Raw genomic sequence first — 17,728 nt, forward strand, 5'->3', positions numbered from 1 at the left:
AAAGTTTGCTAAAATAAGGGAATCAATAATGGTTTCAGGAATTATAGATTTTTTAAATTTTGCACCAAAAATAATAAAAGAATCATTTATAACCGGTAAAATTACGATTTCTCTTTTGAAAAGATTGGGTCTTTCTGATTTTATTTCAATAACAAAGGAAGCATTTTCACTTAAAATTTTACCTTCAATGAATTTTGTATTTACAATTTCTCCTATGTTTATAACATCTATAAAAGCTGAATCCTGACTTAAATATAAACCCTTTACATCTTTTGCTTTAATTGAAACAGATTCAAGGGTTGAATCACCAGAATTTTTCAATTTTAGAAGTAAAGAGAAATTATTCCCTTTTATTAGATTTTCCTGTGATTCTATTGATAAAATTTCAATATCATTTTGAATAAGTGTGTCATAAAATAGATAATAATCAGGATGAAAGGCTGAAATTTTAATTTTTCCATTTCTTATTAAAGGAAGTTCAACAAAACCGGTTTCATCTGTATAACCTATTATTCTTGAATTCCTGTTGTAAATTGTTATCCTGACATTTTTTATATTAGAGCCATATCTATCCTTTACATTAAAAACAAATTGTTCATTAATTTTTTTAAAACTTACCCTTAAACTTTCAGGTTTTTTTACCCATATTCTTGTTAATGGGTCTCCTATTAGAGTAAGAGATTTTCTAAAATAAGGATCTCCTGTCATTGCATTTTTCCAGGCAATTCCTATATTTTCAGCTCCATTTTTAATAAGTGCCTGTAAAATAGAGAGTAGTTGATAATCCTGGGAAGTCCATCCTGTTCTTGTATTAACAATAGCAACTAAAGGACCAAGGGGATTTTCAAGCCATTCTTCTACAATACTTTCCTGATCAAAAGCTCCAATAGCACAAGAGGGACTTAAAAAGAAAAAGGGAGTTTGAGAATTTAAATTATTTATAGTAAAGGTATTAAAAATCTGACCATTCAACCATCCTGCACCTAAAAGGGTATATGCTCCATGATCATAATGAATCATGGTGATATATTTCCCTGTATTTAAGTTATTTGAGAGGGTAATTTTGTTTAATTCTTCATCGCCATTCCATACATTTCCAGAATAACTCCCAGAATCAGGATAATAAAGTTTATAAATACTCTGAGTATCAGTAAACGCGTTATCTTCAATCCATTCAAGGACTCTTGGGCCATAACCATCATTTGAACTTACAATTGAAGAAGCTGCAAAAAGGAAATTCCCACCCGAAAACTCTACAATTTCAGGAGTTTCAATTTTTTTTAGTTTTTCTATGTAATTTAATATAATATCGGGATTTGAAGTTGGAAGCCACCCAACAATTATATCAGGGTATGCATCAACACTATCTGAATCTCTTTCACCATAAATTTTATCTTTGTCACCATCCCAGGAACCATTCAGGTCAGCATAATAAAGGGTTGTAGGAACATATCCTGGCTCCCAGAAAGAATTTTCATAAGCATATCTAATTGGAACATCATTTACATCGCCGACTATGAAAACATATTCAATACCATGTCTTAAATACATGGATTTTATGAAATTTCTAATTTTTTCAGGATCATCGTAACCTTCAGTATTTTCTATAATAGAATCAACATCAAAAGTTAAAATTCTGTAACCAAATTTTTCTCTGAATTTAACATATTCCTTTAAAATATTAAAGTTATGTTTTTTTGTAATTAAAATACACTCAAATTTTTCTGGAAAAGAAGGGATGCTTTTAATATTAACCGGTGATTTTTTAATGACATAAATTCTAAAAGAAGTGTATTTTATTATTTTACCATTTAAAAATTTGTAAGGGTATAATAAAAGAGAAATATAGGATTTCTTTCCTTCCCTTTCAATCTTTATATCAAAAACAGGATAATTTTCTATTCTTGGAAGAATTTTTTTATCTTTTGATAGGGGAAAAGGACCATTGAACAAAGGGAATGTATCTTTGATTATCAAAGAATCAGTGAATTTAAAACTTTCAATTTCATAAATATAATCATCACCAATATAAATCTTACCCATATAAAAGGGAAGATCCTTCTTAACAGGAAGAACACCATAAACCTCTTCTAAATCCCTGAAGTTTATAGAGAGAACTAAACTTATTAATAAAGTCACTAAGTTCATTTTTAATCCTCCTTTTGAGTTTTAAATTTTGCAATTTTTATTCCAGAAAATAATTTTTAAAAAATTGCTGTGCTACAATTATTTTTAAATTTTTATCTTCTGAATTTGTGTAAAATTTTTTTTACTATTTCAATTTTTTTTCACATTTTTAAAAAATTTGAAATTTGAGATTTTTAAAGTTATAAATAAAAAAATAAAATTTATGTCAAATTTACTTTCTTCTTTCTTGAATAAATTCACAGAAGTTTCAAAATGGAAAGAATTTCTTGAACTTGTTTCCGATTTTCTAAATAAGGAAAATATGGGTATTAAGGTAAAACTAAAGGGTTTTTCTTTTGAAGTCCCTTTTATATATCCTGAATATAAAGTTATAAAATCAAAAAATGGAATTGTTGAAATATACCTTAAAAGAGATCCTGATTATGATAGGAAAAGAAAAGATTTAAAGATTTTTGTTAATTTTCTTGAGAAAGTTTTTAAATTTATGGTTTCTTATAACAAAGAAGTCGAAAATTATAATTTAATGAATTTAGTTTTAAATACTTTACCTTTTCCTGTATTTATAATTGATACAAACTTTAATTTAATTTTTGCTAATAAAAAAACACTTTCTTTACTTAAAACCTCCTCAATTAAAACAAAAAAATATTATGAGTTGGCACATGGTGGTGATATCCCTTCTTTCTGTTTACTTGAAGAAGTATTAAGGGAAAAAAGGGTTATTAAAAAAAATTATTATGACTGGGAAACAAAGAGATATTTTGAAATTGTTCATTATCCAGTGATGAAAAATGATAAAGTTGAGAAAATAATATGTACCTTACAGGATATAACAGATGTATTAGAAAATCAAAAAACACTTGAAATGACATCAAGGATGGTTTTTCTTGGAGAAATGGTTTCTGCTTTTGCCCATGAAATTAATAATCCCATTTCAGCAATTTCAGGACTTTCTGAATTAATCTCCATCGAAGAGAGTATTCCAGAGAAAATTCGTGAGTATGCAATAAATATTAAAAAAGCAGCAGAGAGAAGTTCTCAAATTATAAGGTCTATATTAAGCTTTGCAAGAGAAGGACTGAAAGATAAAGAGAAGAATATCTTTGAAATAAATGAATCAATAAGGGAAATTTTGAGTTTTATGAGTGTTTTTATAGAAAAGGAAGGTATTAAACTTGAGTTTATTCCTAATGATGATTTTCTGTACATTTATGGAAATAAAAATCTTTTCCAACAGGTAATTTTGAACCTGCTTTTGAATTCAAGGGATGCCATTGTAGAAAAAGGTGAAAAGGGTAATATATGGATAAGAACATATAAAGAAGGTGAAGATATTTTTGTTGAAGTTGAAGATACAGGAAAAGGAATACCACCTGAATTGAAAAATGAAATATTTTTACCCTTTTTTACCACAAAAAGACCAGGGAAAGGTACAGGGCTTGGTCTTACGCTTGTTAAAAAGATAGTTGAGGACCATGAAGGAGAAATTTCCTTTGATTCTCAAGTTGGAAAAGGAACTGTTTTTAAAATCAAGTTTAAAGAATTTGAAAAAAAACCCATTCAGGTTCAGTATCGTGAAAAAGAATTTAATAAAAAATCCTACAGAATACTTATATGTGATGATGAAAAAATTGTTCTGGAATTCTTAAAAGCAGGGTTTGAGGCTTTAGGACATAAGGTTGATATAGTTCAAAATCCTTTGAATTTTTTTGATTTTGTAAATAACTATAAATACGATTTTATTATTCTTGATTTTTATATGCCCTTAAAAAGGGGAGATGAACTTTATGAAGAATTGATAAGTAAATATCCTGAATATCAAGATAAAGTTTCATTTATTACAGGCTTTATAGCAGATGAAGAAATAGAGAAAAAGATTAAAAAACTTGGTGTTCCCATATATTTCAAACCTCTAACCTATGCTGATTTACCTATCATAATCAGTCAGTTTGAGAAAATTTAATTTCTCCATCTATTATAACTTTTTCAATTTTTTTGTTCTTTAAAATAACAATATCAGCAAAGTAATTTTCTTTTATTTCACCTAAGTTATTTTCATCATAGGATAAAAAGGCGCTACCTTGCGAATAAATTTTTAAAGCCTCATAAAAATCAATTCTTTCTTTTTCAGAAGGATGACTAATAGCACCTTCAATTCCGTAAAGGGGTGAAAGGGGCATACAGTCTGAACCAAATCCAACTTTTATTCCCTTTTCAATTATTGTTTTTATAGGATTCATTTTATAAATCCACTCTTTACCCAATCTTTCCTCATACATTCCCCCTTCAAACTGCCAGTTTTTTATAAAATTGGGTTGAATTGAAAGGGTAAATCCCATTTCTTTTATTTCATCTAAACTTTTATCATCAATCATCTCTGCATGTTCTATTCTGTGTCTTAAATCTGTTCTTTTAATAATTTCTTTACTCCAATTGATAACATTTTTTATAGCTCTATCACCAATTGCATGGATTGCAAGTTGTAAGTTTTTGTCCTCACATATTTTTAGTATTTTTTGAAATTCTTTTTTTGAAATTAACATCTGACCCATTTTTCTATCACCCCTGTAATTAAAACTTAACTTTGCTTTTTTTGAACCTATGGAACCATCAGTAAAAATTTTAATTCCACAGAATTTAAAATACTCATCTCCGAATCCCCTTAAAATTCCTATTTTCTCAATTTCTTTAATTAAGTTGTAAGGTGCGTAATACCTTATTCTGATTTTTAATTTATTTTTTTCCTTTAATTTAAGAAAATAATAAAATCCTTTTCTTCCTATCATTTCATGGCATGTAGTAATTCCATTTCTAATTGCCTTTTCAATTGCTATTTCAAGGGAATTTAAAAAGATTTCTTCAGGTATTGGTAGTAAGGAAAAAATCCTTAATGGCACAAATTCCCTCATTATCCCTGTTTCTTTTTCAACTCCTTTAAAATTCTTAAATTTTTCAAGACCTTTTGTATTGGTAACCGCGAGATGTCCGCATATCCTTCTGAAAATAACGGGTTTATCCTTTGAAATTTTATCAAGGTCTTTTTTTGTTGGAAGTTTTTTTACTTTCCATTTTGATTCATCAAAGTTAAGTGCTAAAATAAAGGGTAAATCTTTTCTATGAAACTCAAGAACCTTTTGAATTGCTTCTTCAAGGGAAGAAGTTTCGTATAAATTAGGAAAAAAAGAAGAAAGACCTTCATGGATTAAGTGGGTATGTGAATCAATAAATCCTGGTATTATTAATCTTTCTTCTTTATCTTCAATTTTTCCTTTTTCAATAACCTTTTTTATAAATTTCCCCTCAATTACAATCTCTTTTGAATTATCCTTTAATATCATGGTCTATATTTTCTGTACATATTTTTAATAAGTTCAACATATTCTTCTTCCATTTTTATATTTCTTCTATCCATCATTTTACCTGCAACTTCAATTGCCTTTTGTAAGTTATATTCTGTTCTTATATCATCTCCCCACCAAGTAAAAGGTTTTATGAACCCCTTAAAGTTTAAGCCCCCGTAAAGGTTACAGAAGGGCATTATAACTGTTCCTGTTGATAATAAAGTGCCTATCCCTGTTTGCACATGGTCACCTATGAAAGAGCCAAGTTTAATTTTTTTAGTATTAATCTTTTGGTCTTCTCTTATATTTACTCTTATTTCAGAATATGTATTTTTTAAATCACTTGTTGTAGTGAGTGCACCAAGATTAACCCATTTTCCAATAACAGAGTGACCAACATATCCTTCATGAGCTTTGTTTGAAAATCCATAAAAAATTGATGAATCAATTTCCCCTCCCAGTCTTAAAACATCCTTCAGAAAGGAATTTTTTATAAAACTTCTATTTAGATGAACATCCTTTCCTATATATAGGGGACCTTTAAGTGTAACAGGTGGTAATATACTTTTTATTTCCTCAATTATGATTGGACCTTCTTCTGTATCTATAAAAACTCCCTTCTTTATTTCCCCTTTTTTTAAATAGAGATTCTTTTTAATTTTTTTAAAACCTTTATCAAATTTTAAAACCATTTCAACAATTTCGGGTATCAAATAGGGAAGTTCATAGAAACTATCTATATATATCCCTTCCACATTTTTTACATCTAAATTTTTATATTTTTCAAAATCAAAAGGTGCATTTATTACTCCACTTTTTATAAATGCACCTACAATTTCCCCATTATTCTCAAGGAGTGCTTCTTTTTTTAAATCAGTTATTTTAAAAGGTATAAAAAGGGCGTCAAAAACAAATGAATTTTCTTTTATTTCAATAGAATTATATACATTGGAAGTATATTTTTTTAATTTAAAAATAAGCTCCTTTCTTACAACAATAGCTGGATTATAATATTTTATAATTTTTTCAAACAAAGGATTTAACTCGAAGGTAGAATTAATGTCAGTTAAAAAAAAGAAATTTTTAATCTGTTTTTCTGTTTCAACAAAAAGGATTTTTCCAGTCAAATTTTTTTAATTTACTCCTTCTTTAAAAAAGGTTTTAAAAGGTCAAGGGGTATTGGGAGCACAATTGTTGATGCCTTTTCTGTTGCTATTTCTGTAAGGGTCTGCAAAAATCTGAGCTGAATTGCAACAGGGCTTTCTTCTATCTTTCTTGCAGCATCTATAAGTTTCTGTGCAGCCTGGAATTCTCCTTCAGCAGAGATTATTTTTGCTCTTCTTTCCCTTTCAGCTTCAGCCTGTCTTGCCATTGCTCTCTGCATTTCCTGAGGTAAATCTATATGCTTTACTTCAACCATTGAAACTTTTATTCCCCAAGGGTCTGTATGTTCATCAATTATCTGTTGAAGTCTTAAATTTATTTTTTCTCTTTCAGCGAGAAGTTCATCAAGCTCTGCCTGACCACACACACTTCTTAGAGTAGTTTGAGCTAACTGGCTTGTTGCATAAAGGTAATCCTCAACTTCAATTATTGCCTTTGCAGGTTCAACAACCCTAAAGTAAACTACTGCATTCACTTTGACAGAGACATTATCCTTTGTTATGACATCCTGAGGGGGAACATCCATGGTGATTGTTCTAAGTGAAACTTTCACCATTTTATCAATCACAGGAATTAAAATTATAAGTCCTGGACCTTTAACAGCATGAAATTTTCCAAGTCTGAAGATAACTCCCCTTTCATATTCCCTTAAGATTCTTATCATTGAAGCAATAAGAAAAAAAACTAAAACTAAAATATAAATGTAAATCATAACTTTCCTTAAATTTTTTAAAAGGGGATAGAACCCATTTAAAACTTTTTTTATTCTTTCTTTAATGGTCTAACTATGAGTTTTAGCCCATCAAATCCCACAACAACTATTTCCTCATCCTTTAAAATATCCTCTTCTGCTATTGCTTTCCATATCTCACCGTGAATAAATACAAGTCCTTCCTTTCCCTTTGTTATATTGCTTTTAGCTTTACCCTTTTCTCCTATCATACCCTCTTTCCCTGTAACAGTTTTTTTTCTCTGAGCCTGAACTGCTTTAAGAATAACGAAGAAGAAAAAGAGGATTGTTGTTATTATAACAGTAATTATTGCAAATTTTGAAATTTTTAAAAAGGGAATATCAGTTTGAAAAAGTAAAAGAGAACCAAGTAACAAGGATAAAACACCTCCTGCTCCTAAAATTCCGTGGGATTGAACCTTTATTTCAAGTAAAAATAAAATCATTGAAAGAAGAATTAAAAGAACACCTGCATAATTAACAGGTAAAGTCTGGAAAGAATAAAAGGCTAAAATAAGGCATATTGCTCCTATAACACCAGGGAAAATTGCTCCAGGGTGTGTAATTTCAAAAAAGAGTCCATAAAAACCAAGTATTAAAAGTATATAGGCTACAGTTGGGTTGGATATTATCATTAAAATTCTTTCTCTTAACCCCATATCAACTTTTTTGATTTCTTTATCTTTTAATTCTATTTTCTTTTTTAAACCACCGATTTCAACTTCAAAACCCTCAATTTTTTTAAGGAGGGAGTCAATTGATTCTGCAACAATATCTATTACTTTTTTATTGAGTGCCTCTTCTGCTGTAATGGAGAGTGATTTTTTAACCATATTTTCAAGAATTTCTATATTCCTATTCCTCTTTGAGCCTATACTTTTAATATAGGAAACAGCATCATTTACAACCTTTTTTATCATTATAGAATCCATTTGACCTTGAATGGAAACAGGATGGGCTGCACCTATATTAGTTCCAGGTGACATTGCTGCAATGTGTGCAGCTATTGTAATAAAGGCACCAGCAGATGCAGCCCTTGCACCAGGGGGAAAAACATAAACACATACAGGAATTTTACTATCAAATATTTTCTTTATTATTATTCTCATTGATTCGTCAAGACCACCTGGAGTATCAAGTTGTAAAATATAAATATCTGCTTCTTCTTTTTCTGCTTTTTCTATACTCTTAACAACAAATTCAGCACCCGGTGGATTTATAATACCTTCGTATTTTGAAAGGTAAATTAAAGAAAAAATTAACAGATTAAACACTAACATATTTTTCCCACTTTACATGTTCTCTTATTTTGTTGATTATATCCTCAACTTTAATATTATCAGCCTCTGCATAAAAGTTTAAAATTATTCTATGCCTTAAAACAGGTTCAAGAAGGTAATTTATATCCTCAATCTCAACAGACGGGGTTCCCTTTAAAATTGCTCTTGCTTTAGCACCGATAATTAAAAATTGGGAAGCCCTTGGTCCAGCACCATATCTCACATACCTTTTTATAAAATCTATTTCACTTGTTTCAGGTCTTGTTTCTCTTACAAGTCTTACAGCATATTTCAATATAAAATCAGGAACAGGAATTTTTTTTGCCATATTTTGAATTTCAATTATTTCTTTTTTTGTAAGTATTTTTTCATATTTTATCTCTTCTTTTTCTACAAGTTTTGCTATTTTTATTTCTTCTTCCTCAGATGGATAATTTATCCTTATTTCAAGCATAAATCTATCAAGTTGTGCTTCAGGAAGGGGATAAGTCCCCTCCTGTTCTATTGGGTTCTGTGTTGCAAGAACAAAAAAAGGCTCATCCAGTTTATAAGTTGTTCCTGCAACAGTAACTCTTTTTTCCTGCATTGCTTCAAGAAGAGCAGATTGAGTTTTGGGTGGGGTTCTATTTATCTCATCGGCAAGTAGACAGTTTGTAAATATTGGACCCTTTACAAATTTAAATTCTCTTGTCTTTGTTTCAGGATTTTCATATATCATTTCTGTTCCCGTGATATCAGAGGGCATAAGATCAGGTGTAAACTGAACTCTTTTAAAATCAAGGTCAAGTAGTGAAGCTAAATTTTTAACTATCATTGTTTTTGCAAGTCCTGGAACCCCAACTATGAGTGCATGACCCCTTGCAATTAAAGTTATTAAAATTTTGTCTATTACCTCTTCCTGGCCTATTATACTTTTTGCAAGTTCTTTTTTTACATTAATAAATTTTTCCTTTATTTCAAGAATTTCTTTCATCTATCTATTATAAAGAAATTAAATATCAAGAATAAATCTTGTCTCGTAGAAATTCTCCTTTCTCTCAAGATAGTAATCATGATATGTAACTGCCTTTACATCCTTCTTTAATTTATGTTTTTTATTATCAAATTTTTCACCTTTTAATTCAAGTAATATAATATCTCCTTTAATATTTACTTTTACATCCTTCCAAATAAAACCTTCTGTATCAAAAAAGTATAAAAGCTCTCTTAAAACATCAATTACAATAAAATCTTCTTCTTCAATTTTTATTTCAAAATTTTTTGTTTCTTTAATCTCGATAGTTTCTGTATCAACCATAACATTTGAAAGTATAAGGGAAATTTTTTTAATTAAAGATTCAATATCTTTTGCTTTCACTATAAAACCTATATCAGCAGTGTGTTCTATTTCTCTAATTTCTTCTTCCATTCCTGTAATAAAAGTTTGGCTGAACTTTTAACTGATGCATTTGGATCATTTGTTAATTTCTCAATAACCTCTATCCATTCAGGTAAGGGTTCAAAATTTTTTAATGCTCTTATTATAAGTATTTTTATTTCTGGTGGTTTTGATTTTTTAGGTGAAAGTGGGCTTTCTGGTTTTAAAGCCTCAATAAAAGCATTTCCAATTTCAAAATTTTCTTTAAAATTTGAAAGGGAATTTATAACTTCTCTAACAAGAGTCGGGTCTGGTTCAGGTTGCAGTTTACCTTTTTTTTCTATAAATTTAATAAGTATTTTTATAAGGGGTTCTAAATTGTATTTTCCTATAAGTTTTATAAGTTCTCTCTTAAGAGTTTCATTTACCTTTTCAAGTAGATTTTCTATTATTTTAATTCCTTCATCCCTATATCCAATTATAATTAGTTCTATAGCTTTTAATTTTATTGAATCTGATTTATGCTCAAGAAATCTTTTTAAAATGTTTAATTCAATTTTAATATTTTCCTCAATAGCTGTATCAAAAAATATTTCAAGTGTTTTAATAGGCATTTCTTTTTTTAATTCCTGGTATAAGAATTCTTCGGAACTTTTGATTTTCTCTTTAAACATTTCTTTCAAAAGATGAGATAAAAGAGGTTCTTTTTCAATTTTTTCAAGTAAATAGGGTATAGAGATCTCTTCTATAATTCTGAAAAGAACCCTAATTCTTATTAAATCCTCTTTTAAACCTCTTTTTTTCAGACTTAAATATTTTTCGGTTAATTTGTTTAAAAATTTTTCTTCTACTTCTGGAAAATTAGTCTTTGTAACAATTTCAGCAAAATCCTGAATTTCTTCAAATTCTCCTTTTTCAATTTTTTCTTCTATTTTATTTATAAATATTTTTAAATAATTTTTTATAAATTCTTCTTCTTTTTCTTTTTTTATGTATTTTGTTATTTCTCTTAAAATGTAATCACTATCGTATTCTAAATATTTTTCAATAATTTCAAGTGTTTTTCTTTTTAATAAAGCACTTTGGTCGGAAAGGTTTTCTATTATTTTTTTTAAAATCTTTCTTCTTTCATCAATACTTAAACTTTCAAAAACCTCCTTTAAAATTTTTTGTACCTCATCTTTTAATAAGTCTTCTTTCTCGTAGTTTAATATTTTTATTTTTTCTTCACTTAACAGTTTTTCCTTTTCGGGAATATATTTTATAATTTTTCTTATTTTTATAGCTTCTTCAACTTTACCCATTTTTTCTGCATTTATAAGTTCATTTTCAAGTGTTTCCCTTACTTTCAGTGCTTCTTTTGCTTCAAGATTAGAAAACTCTTTTAAAATTCTTTCATCTTCAGGTATTTCATAAAATAAATTTTTTAAATCTTCACTTTTAAGTTCTCTTATTAAATCTTTCAGTTTATAAATCCATTCCTTTCCATCAGGAACATTTTTCATTAAATTCAAAACTTCCTTTATTTTTTTATCTATATCCTGGGGTATTTTTTTAATTGCTTCAAGCTCCTCTCCTAAGGCTATGTAAACCTTTTGATTTATAAATATATTTTTAAGTTCTTCAATTTCTTCAAGATTTTCTATACCTCCTTTGCTTTTTACTTCAGAAGGTTTTTTTGATAATATTTGAAGTAAAGTTTTGAGTTCTTTTTCATCAACTTCATAAACAAAGGATATAGATTGAATTTCATATTCATTTAAAAGTTCAACTATTTTCTGTGCTGCAAGTAGCCTCTGGTTCGGGAATAAAACCCCGTCGACAATTAAATTTCCTTCATGGTTTGAAATTGTAAAAGATTTTCTTATTTTGAGAAGATTATTTAAACTATTTTTAAGTTTTAAAATGTTATCGAAAACAATTTTTGAATTTTCAGGATAAATTCTATAAGATTCAAGTGCACCAAAAAGAGAGATTATATTTTCCGTTATGAAAGGGAAGTCACTTGAAGTAGGAGGAGGTGCTGTTGGTATTTCTTTTATTTTTAAAGTTTTTCTTCTTTCAAGGAGTTTTTTAATATCTTCTCTTTCTTCAAGCCGTTTAGCAAGTTGAGATAATTTAAGCGAAGCTTCCATTGCTTCTTTTGTTTCTCCTGCAAGTTTTGAGTGGAATGCTAAGGTTCCAATTAAAACTTCTTCAGGTATGTCCTTTATTTTTTCAAATATTTCAATAACCCTTTTATGCATCTTTCTTTTTGAATCATCTGATAGTTTTTCATATATAAACAATCTGAAATTTTCATTTAAAAAGGAATAGGAATCCCTGCCGGAGGGTTCAAGAATATGAAGATTTACTGCTTTGTCTGCAAGATCTATGAATCTTCCTGGATTTATTCCTATATACTTGGAAGCCACATTTATTTTAAAAGATTTCCCAAGAACTGAAAGAGATGCTATAAAGTTTTTTAATTCTCTATCAAGAGATTTTATTTTTTCATAATAAATTTCATTAATACTTTCAGGTTTTTTTTGTGGTAGTTCATTCAAAATAAATCTGGAGCCCTTTACACTAATAATGTTATTAAAAATTGAATACCTTATACATTCTTCAATTAAATAGGGTACTCCCTTAGATATTTTAGATATCCATTCAACAAAATCCTCTCGTGTTTCTAATTCAGGAATTATTTTTTTTATATATTCTTTTAGCACTTCCTTTGTAAGAGGTTGTAATTCTATTTCTACATTTTCCCATTCCACAGAATCTGTTCCAGCTGAAAGAATTGAGGGAAAATCCTTTGATATTACTTTAAAAAGCTCCTTTGAGTATTTATCAATATAGTCAACATCGTCAAGGATAATAAAATCAATCTCGCCTTTTTCAATTTTTTCTTTTATTATAAATGGAATATCTTCAAACCTTTTACCATAGTATTCACAAAGGGAAGAGAAGGGAACATCTTTAAGATCGAATTTAAATGTTATATTTATAAATTTTTTACCTTCTTTTAGAAGTTCATTAATAAAAAAAGAAATTAATCTTGTTTTTCCTATTCCATGAAACCCTTTTAAATGTATGGGTTTTTCTTTTTTCTTTATAAACTCCTTAAGTATTTCAATTTCTTTTTCTCTATCAACAATCTTTTCAGGTGTCCCTTTTTCTTTTAGAAATTTTTCTTTTTTTATTTCTTCTTCTACTTCTGAATAAAACCTGTACTGAAATTTTCCCCTTTTTTTACCGTAATATAGTGCTGAATCAGATTTTTCAAATAATTCATTAATAGAAAACCCATCCTCAGGAAAAGTAGAAATTCCCATACTTGCTCCCAACTTAATTTTTTCTAATGATGAATCCATTCCATAAGGGTAATTTCTAATTGCTTCCAAAAGTTTCTTACATTTTTCTTCTATAGTGCTTCTATCTTTTATTTTTGTTATAATAATAAATTCATCACCTGCATATCTTAACAGTTCATTACCTTCTCCCTCAAATACAACGTATAAACATTTTGATATACCTTTTAGAACCTCATCTCCTTTTAAATGCCCAAACTTATCATTTATTTCTTTAAAGTTATCAAGATCAAAAATAATAAAATTCCCCTCTTTAAAGTTTTTTAAAACTTCTTCGCCTTTTTCAAGAAGAAATCTGCGATTTTTTAATCCCGTGAGTTCGTCTACGTATATTATTTCAAAATTCATTTTTTTTACCTTATAATTAATCTTTAAATCTTTATAATTAATTTTAAAGTATTCCTTACATAAATTCAAAGGTTCAATTCCTTAAATCAAAAAAATTTTTTAAAATGATTCAAAAACTTTTAAACACTGAAATAGAATTATTTTTAGATTCACTTACTAAGGAAGAACTTGAAAATATGAAAGAAAATCATCTTGCCCCTAATTATAGACCTTTTCCTGTATGGATTAAAAGGGGCTCTGGTTCAAGAGTCTATGATATAGATGGAAAGGAATATCTTGATTTTATAGGTTGTTATTCAGCACTCTCACATGGGCATCTCAATAGAAGAATAATTGAAAGAGCTAAAAAACAGATGGAAAGACTCACTTTAACAGGCAGGCATGTTATATATCCTGAGCTTGTTCTATTTGCTAAGGTTCTTGCTGAATATTCAGGTATGGAGATGGTTTTGCCTATGAATACTGGTGCTGAAGCAGTTGAAACTGCGCTAAAGACAGCACGTAGATGGGGTTATAGAATTAAAAAAGTTCCAAAAGATAAGGCTGAGATAATAGTAATGGAGAGAAACTTTCATGGAAGAACAATAACAGTAATAAGTTTTTCAACAAATGAAGAGTATAGAGATGGTTTTGGACCTTTTACCCCTGGATTTAAAGTTGTAAAATTTGGTGATTTAAAAGAATTAAAAAAGAAAATTACAAAAAATACAGTTGCAGTCTTATTTGAACCCATACAGGCAGAAGGTGGAGTTTATTTGCCCTATGATGGTTTTTTGAAAGATGTTAGGAAACTGTGCGATGAGGAAAATATACTCATGATTCTTGATGAAATTCAAACAGGTATGGGTAGAACTGGTAAGCCTTTTGCCTATATGTGGGAAGATATAAAACCTGACTTGATAACGATTGGAAAAGCAATAGGAGGTGGGATTATGCCGGTTTCAGCAGTTGCTGGAAAAAGAGAAATTCTATCTCTTATGGATCCTGGATCTCATGGAAGCACTTTTGGGGGAAATCCTCTTGCCTGTGTGATTGGAATTGAATCAATTCTTGAAATGGAAAGGGAAAAACTCCCGGAACAAGCAAGAGAAAAAGGAGAATATTTAATGAAAAAATTAAAGGAAATTGATTCCAGAAAAATAAAAGAAATAAGGGGAAAGGGTCTTCTTATAGGTTTAGAAATAAATAAGGAATATGGAACGGGTAAAAAATTAGCTGAAATACTTTTAAAGCATGGAATAATAACAAAGGAAACTCATCTAATGACAGTCAGAATAACACCTCCCCTTACTATAACCTATGAGGAAATTGATGAAGGTATTGAAAGATTAAAAAAGGGTTTGGAAGAACTCTAAAAAAATTAAAAGTTTTTAAAGGGGTTTTCGTCCTCCTCTTCTTCATTAAAGATTATACCCTTTCTCTGAGCATAAAGTTTTGATAACAATAAAAGAGAAAAAGGAATTAAAACTCCTGAAATTAAAAAGAAAATGTAAGGGTTTACACTATAACTTTCTGAAGGTGTAAATCTTATAATGTTAAAAATAATAAGAGAGACAGAAAACCAGATTGTTATGAAATTTATCATGGGATTGATTGATTCTGCCAAACCAAAACCGGGTATTCTTTTTTTTGTAAAAGGCCAGAAAAAATTAACTCCCATATAACCCAATTGATCGAGAAATCCATGAGACATAAATCCTATAAAAAAAATCAAGGAGTTTTGAATGTAAAAAGGGCTTTTAATAAGATATAAAAAGAGACCGAGTAAAAAAGAAAAAAGAGTAGCTGGTAAAAACCCGTGAGTCCATTCCCTGTGCCAAGGTATAAATACTATTTTTATTTTATCATCTTCTGGTATAAAAGCAATTGAGGGTCCAGAGAAGATATCCACGGTTATTTCTCTATATTTATATTCAAATGGAATTTCAAATTCTTTTGATTTTTCTCTTCTTTCTTCCTGCTCTAAGGGTACAGGTATCTGTGATGTATTTACCTTTGGACCATAATAGGCTGTTATTCTTTTATTTTCCTCATCAAGAATTATTCCGTATCTTCTCCATAAATCAGGACCTATTAAAAGGGTATGAAGTTTTATTCTTACTTCCCTTTTTTCTTCCCATGCAGTTTTTAATGCCTTTTCAAAAATGTTTATAATTTCTTCAGGATCCTTTCCTTCAGGATCTGGCTCAAATTCAAAATCCCATTTTTCTAAGAATCTATATATTTTAAAATCTAAAAAATCAGGTAAATATCCACCTATCCCTCCCCAGACAAGGTCAAGAGTGCCTTTATCAGCTGCTGATTTTAGAAGATCAGGGAAAAAGGTGGATAGGGCGAGTCCGAATGTAAAATGGGTTATTCCTTTCATAAAATTTAATTATAATGTTTAAAATAATAAAAAAATCAAAAGAAAACAAAGCAAGAGTTTCGGTTTTAAAAACTATTCATGGTGAAGTAAATTTGCCAAATTTCATGCCAGTTGCTTCTCAAGGAACAGTTAAAACACTTTCTCCAAGGGATTTAAAGGAAATGGGGGTTGAAATAATAGTTTCAAATACATACCATCTTCATTTAAGACCGGGGGAAGATTTAATTGAAAAATTTGGAGGTCTTCATAAGTTTATGGGTTTTTATGGTTCAATTTTGACTGATTCTGGCGGTTTTCAAGTTTTTTCTCTATCTGATTTAAGAAGGATAAATGAAGAGGGAGTTGAGTTTAAATCTCATATTGATGGTAAAAGGGTTTTGTTTACTCCTTACAAAGTAATTGATATACAGTTAAAACTTGGTTCGGATATTATTATGGTTCTTGATGAATGTCCTTCTTATCCTTCTGAAAAATCCTATGCTGAAAAATCTTTGAGTTTAACTCTTAAGTGGGCTGAAAAAAGTTTAGAATATTTTAAAAATAAAACAAAGGATTTATTAAATAGACCTTATATATTTGGAATTTCCCAGGGTTCAACATACATTGATTTAAGAAAAAAGGGGATTGAGAAACTTCTTGAATTTGATTTTGATGGTTATGCTATTGGAGGTCTTGCAGTTGGTGAGCCAAAAGAAGTAAGGGAAGAAGTAATTAAAGAAATAATAAATATGTTTCCTGAAGAAAAACCAAGATACATTATGGGGGTTGGCTATCCCGAAGATATTTTTTTCTGTGTTGAAAATGGTATAGATCTTTTTGATTGTGTTCTTCCAACGAGAAATGCAAGAACAGGTCTTGTATTTACTTCTGAAGGGAAAATAAGAATCAAAAATTCAATTTATTTAAATGATGATAGACCTTTGGATCCAGAGTGTGATTGTTTTGTTTGCAGAAATTTTTCAAGAGCCTATATAAGACATCTTTTTAATGCTGAAGAGTATCTCGGGCTTTACCTTGCTTCCTATCACTCTGTCTACTTTTACATAAATTTGATGAGAAAAATAAGAGAAAGCATAAAGGAGGATAGGTTTTATGAGTTTAAGGAAAAATTTTTTGAAAAATATAAATCGGATTGATTTATTTATTTTTTTATTTTAAAATTTTTTTTAAAATTGAATTATTTATTTTTTTTATTTTAAAATTTTTTATTAAAAAAGGAGGTAAATATGTACAAAAAAATAAAAAATGTGGTGTTAGTGGTAAGTATATTTTTCTTAAATTTTCCTGTCCATGCAAAGGAAGAGGCTAAACCGGAGCTCTATGTTTTAACACCAAATATAATGGATTATAAAATTCCTGCCCCAACCATTGATACAAACAGAATCTGGCAAGGAGCCACAGCAAATCTAACAAGAGAAGTTACCGTAGGAAAAAATTTCAAAGGCTCATCCGATGATACTATACGAGTTATCACAGTTCAGTCTGGCGGATCAAGGTATCTTGTGATTGCAACTGATACTTCAAAAACAGGTTTTGGAAAAGGTAAATTCAGAATTGTAACACCTTATCAGTTCCCTTCAGGTGGTAGTGCTTATTCAGTTGCGGTGGGAAATATAGATGGTGATGAATATACTGATAT

The 17,728-nt window shown here is 29.1% G+C and carries 13 protein-coding genes; 4 read left to right on the forward strand and 9 right to left on the reverse strand.

The genetic code is table 11. The annotated features are described in order from the left end of the window. Positions 1–2,148, reverse strand: a 2,148-nt coding sequence (locus ABIN73_09400; protein MEO0269939.1) for a C25 family cysteine peptidase, incomplete at its 3' end; no start/stop codon positions are given. A gap of 202 nt (positions 2,149–2,350) precedes the next feature. Here ABIN73_09400 and ABIN73_09405 point away from each other — a divergent pair. Further along, entirely contained in the window at positions 2,351–4,111 is a 1,761-nt protein-coding gene (locus ABIN73_09405) for an ATP-binding protein (protein ID MEO0269940.1), read from the forward strand. Here ABIN73_09405 and ABIN73_09410 read toward each other — a convergent pair. From ABIN73_09410 to ABIN73_09440, 7 genes are read right to left on the reverse strand one after another with little or no spacing between them, the layout of a single operon-like run. Next, the gene (locus tag ABIN73_09410) at positions 4,089–5,486 is read right to left on the reverse strand and encodes an amidohydrolase family protein (GenBank protein ID MEO0269941.1); all 1,398 of its coding nucleotides are present in this window, start codon (positions 5,484–5,486) and stop codon (positions 4,089–4,091) included. The genes ABIN73_09405 and ABIN73_09410 overlap by 23 nt on opposite strands. Next, entirely contained in the window at positions 5,483–6,616 is a 1,134-nt protein-coding gene (locus tag ABIN73_09415; protein ID MEO0269942.1) for a hypothetical protein, read from the reverse strand. Before ABIN73_09415 ends, ABIN73_09410 begins: the two co-directional genes overlap by 4 nt. Before the next feature lie 11 nt (positions 6,617–6,627). Continuing rightward, on the reverse strand, positions 6,628–7,365 hold the full coding sequence (locus ABIN73_09420; GenBank protein MEO0269943.1) for a slipin family protein: 738 nt from the start codon (positions 7,363–7,365) through the stop codon (positions 6,628–6,630). Positions 7,366–7,415: 50 nt separating this feature from the next. Further along, on the reverse strand, positions 7,416–8,663 hold the full coding sequence (locus tag ABIN73_09425) for a nodulation protein NfeD (protein ID MEO0269944.1): 1,248 nt from the start codon (positions 8,661–8,663) through the stop codon (positions 7,416–7,418). Beyond that, a complete protein-coding gene (locus ABIN73_09430; protein MEO0269945.1) occupies positions 8,650–9,636 on the reverse strand; it encodes an AAA family ATPase in 987 nt (328 codons plus the stop codon). Before ABIN73_09430 ends, ABIN73_09425 begins: the two co-directional genes overlap by 14 nt. An 18-nt stretch (positions 9,637–9,654) precedes the next feature. Further along, positions 9,655–10,071, reverse strand: coding sequence for an archease (locus tag ABIN73_09435; protein ID MEO0269946.1), 417 nt, complete (start codon positions 10,069–10,071; stop codon positions 9,655–9,657). After that, the gene (locus ABIN73_09440) at positions 10,047–13,721 is read right to left on the reverse strand and encodes a diguanylate cyclase (protein ID MEO0269947.1); all 3,675 of its coding nucleotides are present in this window, start codon (positions 13,719–13,721) and stop codon (positions 10,047–10,049) included. Before ABIN73_09440 ends, ABIN73_09435 begins: the two co-directional genes overlap by 25 nt. A 104-nt stretch (positions 13,722–13,825) precedes the next feature. Between ABIN73_09440 and rocD the strand changes: the two genes are divergently transcribed. Further along, the gene (gene rocD, locus ABIN73_09445) at positions 13,826–15,076 is read left to right on the forward strand and encodes an ornithine--oxo-acid transaminase (protein MEO0269948.1); all 1,251 of its coding nucleotides are present in this window, start codon (positions 13,826–13,828) and stop codon (positions 15,074–15,076) included. A gap of 5 nt (positions 15,077–15,081) precedes the next feature. Here the strand turns inward: rocD and ABIN73_09450 are convergent, their stop codons facing one another. Further along, complete coding sequence (locus ABIN73_09450; GenBank protein ID MEO0269949.1) at positions 15,082–16,089, reverse strand: metal-dependent hydrolase; 1,008 nt, start codon at positions 16,087–16,089, stop codon at positions 15,082–15,084. Between the two features lie 14 nt (positions 16,090–16,103). Here ABIN73_09450 and tgt point away from each other — a divergent pair, with 14 nt between their 5' ends. Together tgt and ABIN73_09460 are read left to right on the forward strand one after the other, a co-directional pair. Next, the gene (gene tgt / locus ABIN73_09455; GenBank protein MEO0269950.1) at positions 16,104–17,225 is read left to right on the forward strand and encodes a tRNA guanosine(34) transglycosylase Tgt; all 1,122 of its coding nucleotides are present in this window, start codon (positions 16,104–16,106) and stop codon (positions 17,223–17,225) included. 90 nt (positions 17,226–17,315) lie between these two features. Then, the coding region (locus ABIN73_09460; protein MEO0269951.1) for a hypothetical protein at positions 17,316–17,728 on the forward strand (413 nt) is incomplete at its 3' end.

The organism is candidate division WOR-3 bacterium (assembly GCA_039804025.1).
Classification (GTDB): domain Bacteria; phylum Hydrothermota; class Hydrothermia; order Hydrothermales; family JAJRUZ01; genus JBCNVI01.

What these genes read in the sequence shown, in the direction of transcription:
- ABIN73_09405 (MEO0269940.1), top strand. Translation starts at nt 2,351, where the DNA reads ATGTCAAATTTACTTTCTTCTTTCTTGAATAAATTCACAGAAGTTTCA.
- ABIN73_09410 (MEO0269941.1), bottom strand. Translation starts at nt 5,486, where the DNA reads ATGATATTAAAGGATAATTCAAAAGAGATTGTAATTGAGGGGAAATTT.
- ABIN73_09420 (MEO0269943.1), bottom strand. Translation starts at nt 7,365, where the DNA reads ATGATTTACATTTATATTTTAGTTTTAGTTTTTTTTCTTATTGCTTCA.
- ABIN73_09425 (MEO0269944.1), bottom strand. Translation starts at nt 8,663, where the DNA reads ATGTTAGTGTTTAATCTGTTAATTTTTTCTTTAATTTACCTTTCAAAA.
- ABIN73_09430 (MEO0269945.1), bottom strand. Translation starts at nt 9,636, where the DNA reads ATGAAAGAAATTCTTGAAATAAAGGAAAAATTTATTAATGTAAAAAAA.
- ABIN73_09435 (MEO0269946.1), bottom strand. Translation starts at nt 10,071, where the DNA reads ATGGAAGAAGAAATTAGAGAAATAGAACACACTGCTGATATAGGTTTT.
- ABIN73_09440 (MEO0269947.1), bottom strand. Translation starts at nt 13,721, where the DNA reads ATGAATTTTGAAATAATATACGTAGACGAACTCACGGGATTAAAAAAT.
- rocD (MEO0269948.1), top strand. Translation starts at nt 13,826, where the DNA reads ATGATTCAAAAACTTTTAAACACTGAAATAGAATTATTTTTAGATTCA.
- ABIN73_09450 (MEO0269949.1), bottom strand. Translation starts at nt 16,089, where the DNA reads ATGAAAGGAATAACCCATTTTACATTCGGACTCGCCCTATCCACCTTT.
- tgt (MEO0269950.1), top strand. Translation starts at nt 16,104, where the DNA reads ATGTTTAAAATAATAAAAAAATCAAAAGAAAACAAAGCAAGAGTTTCG.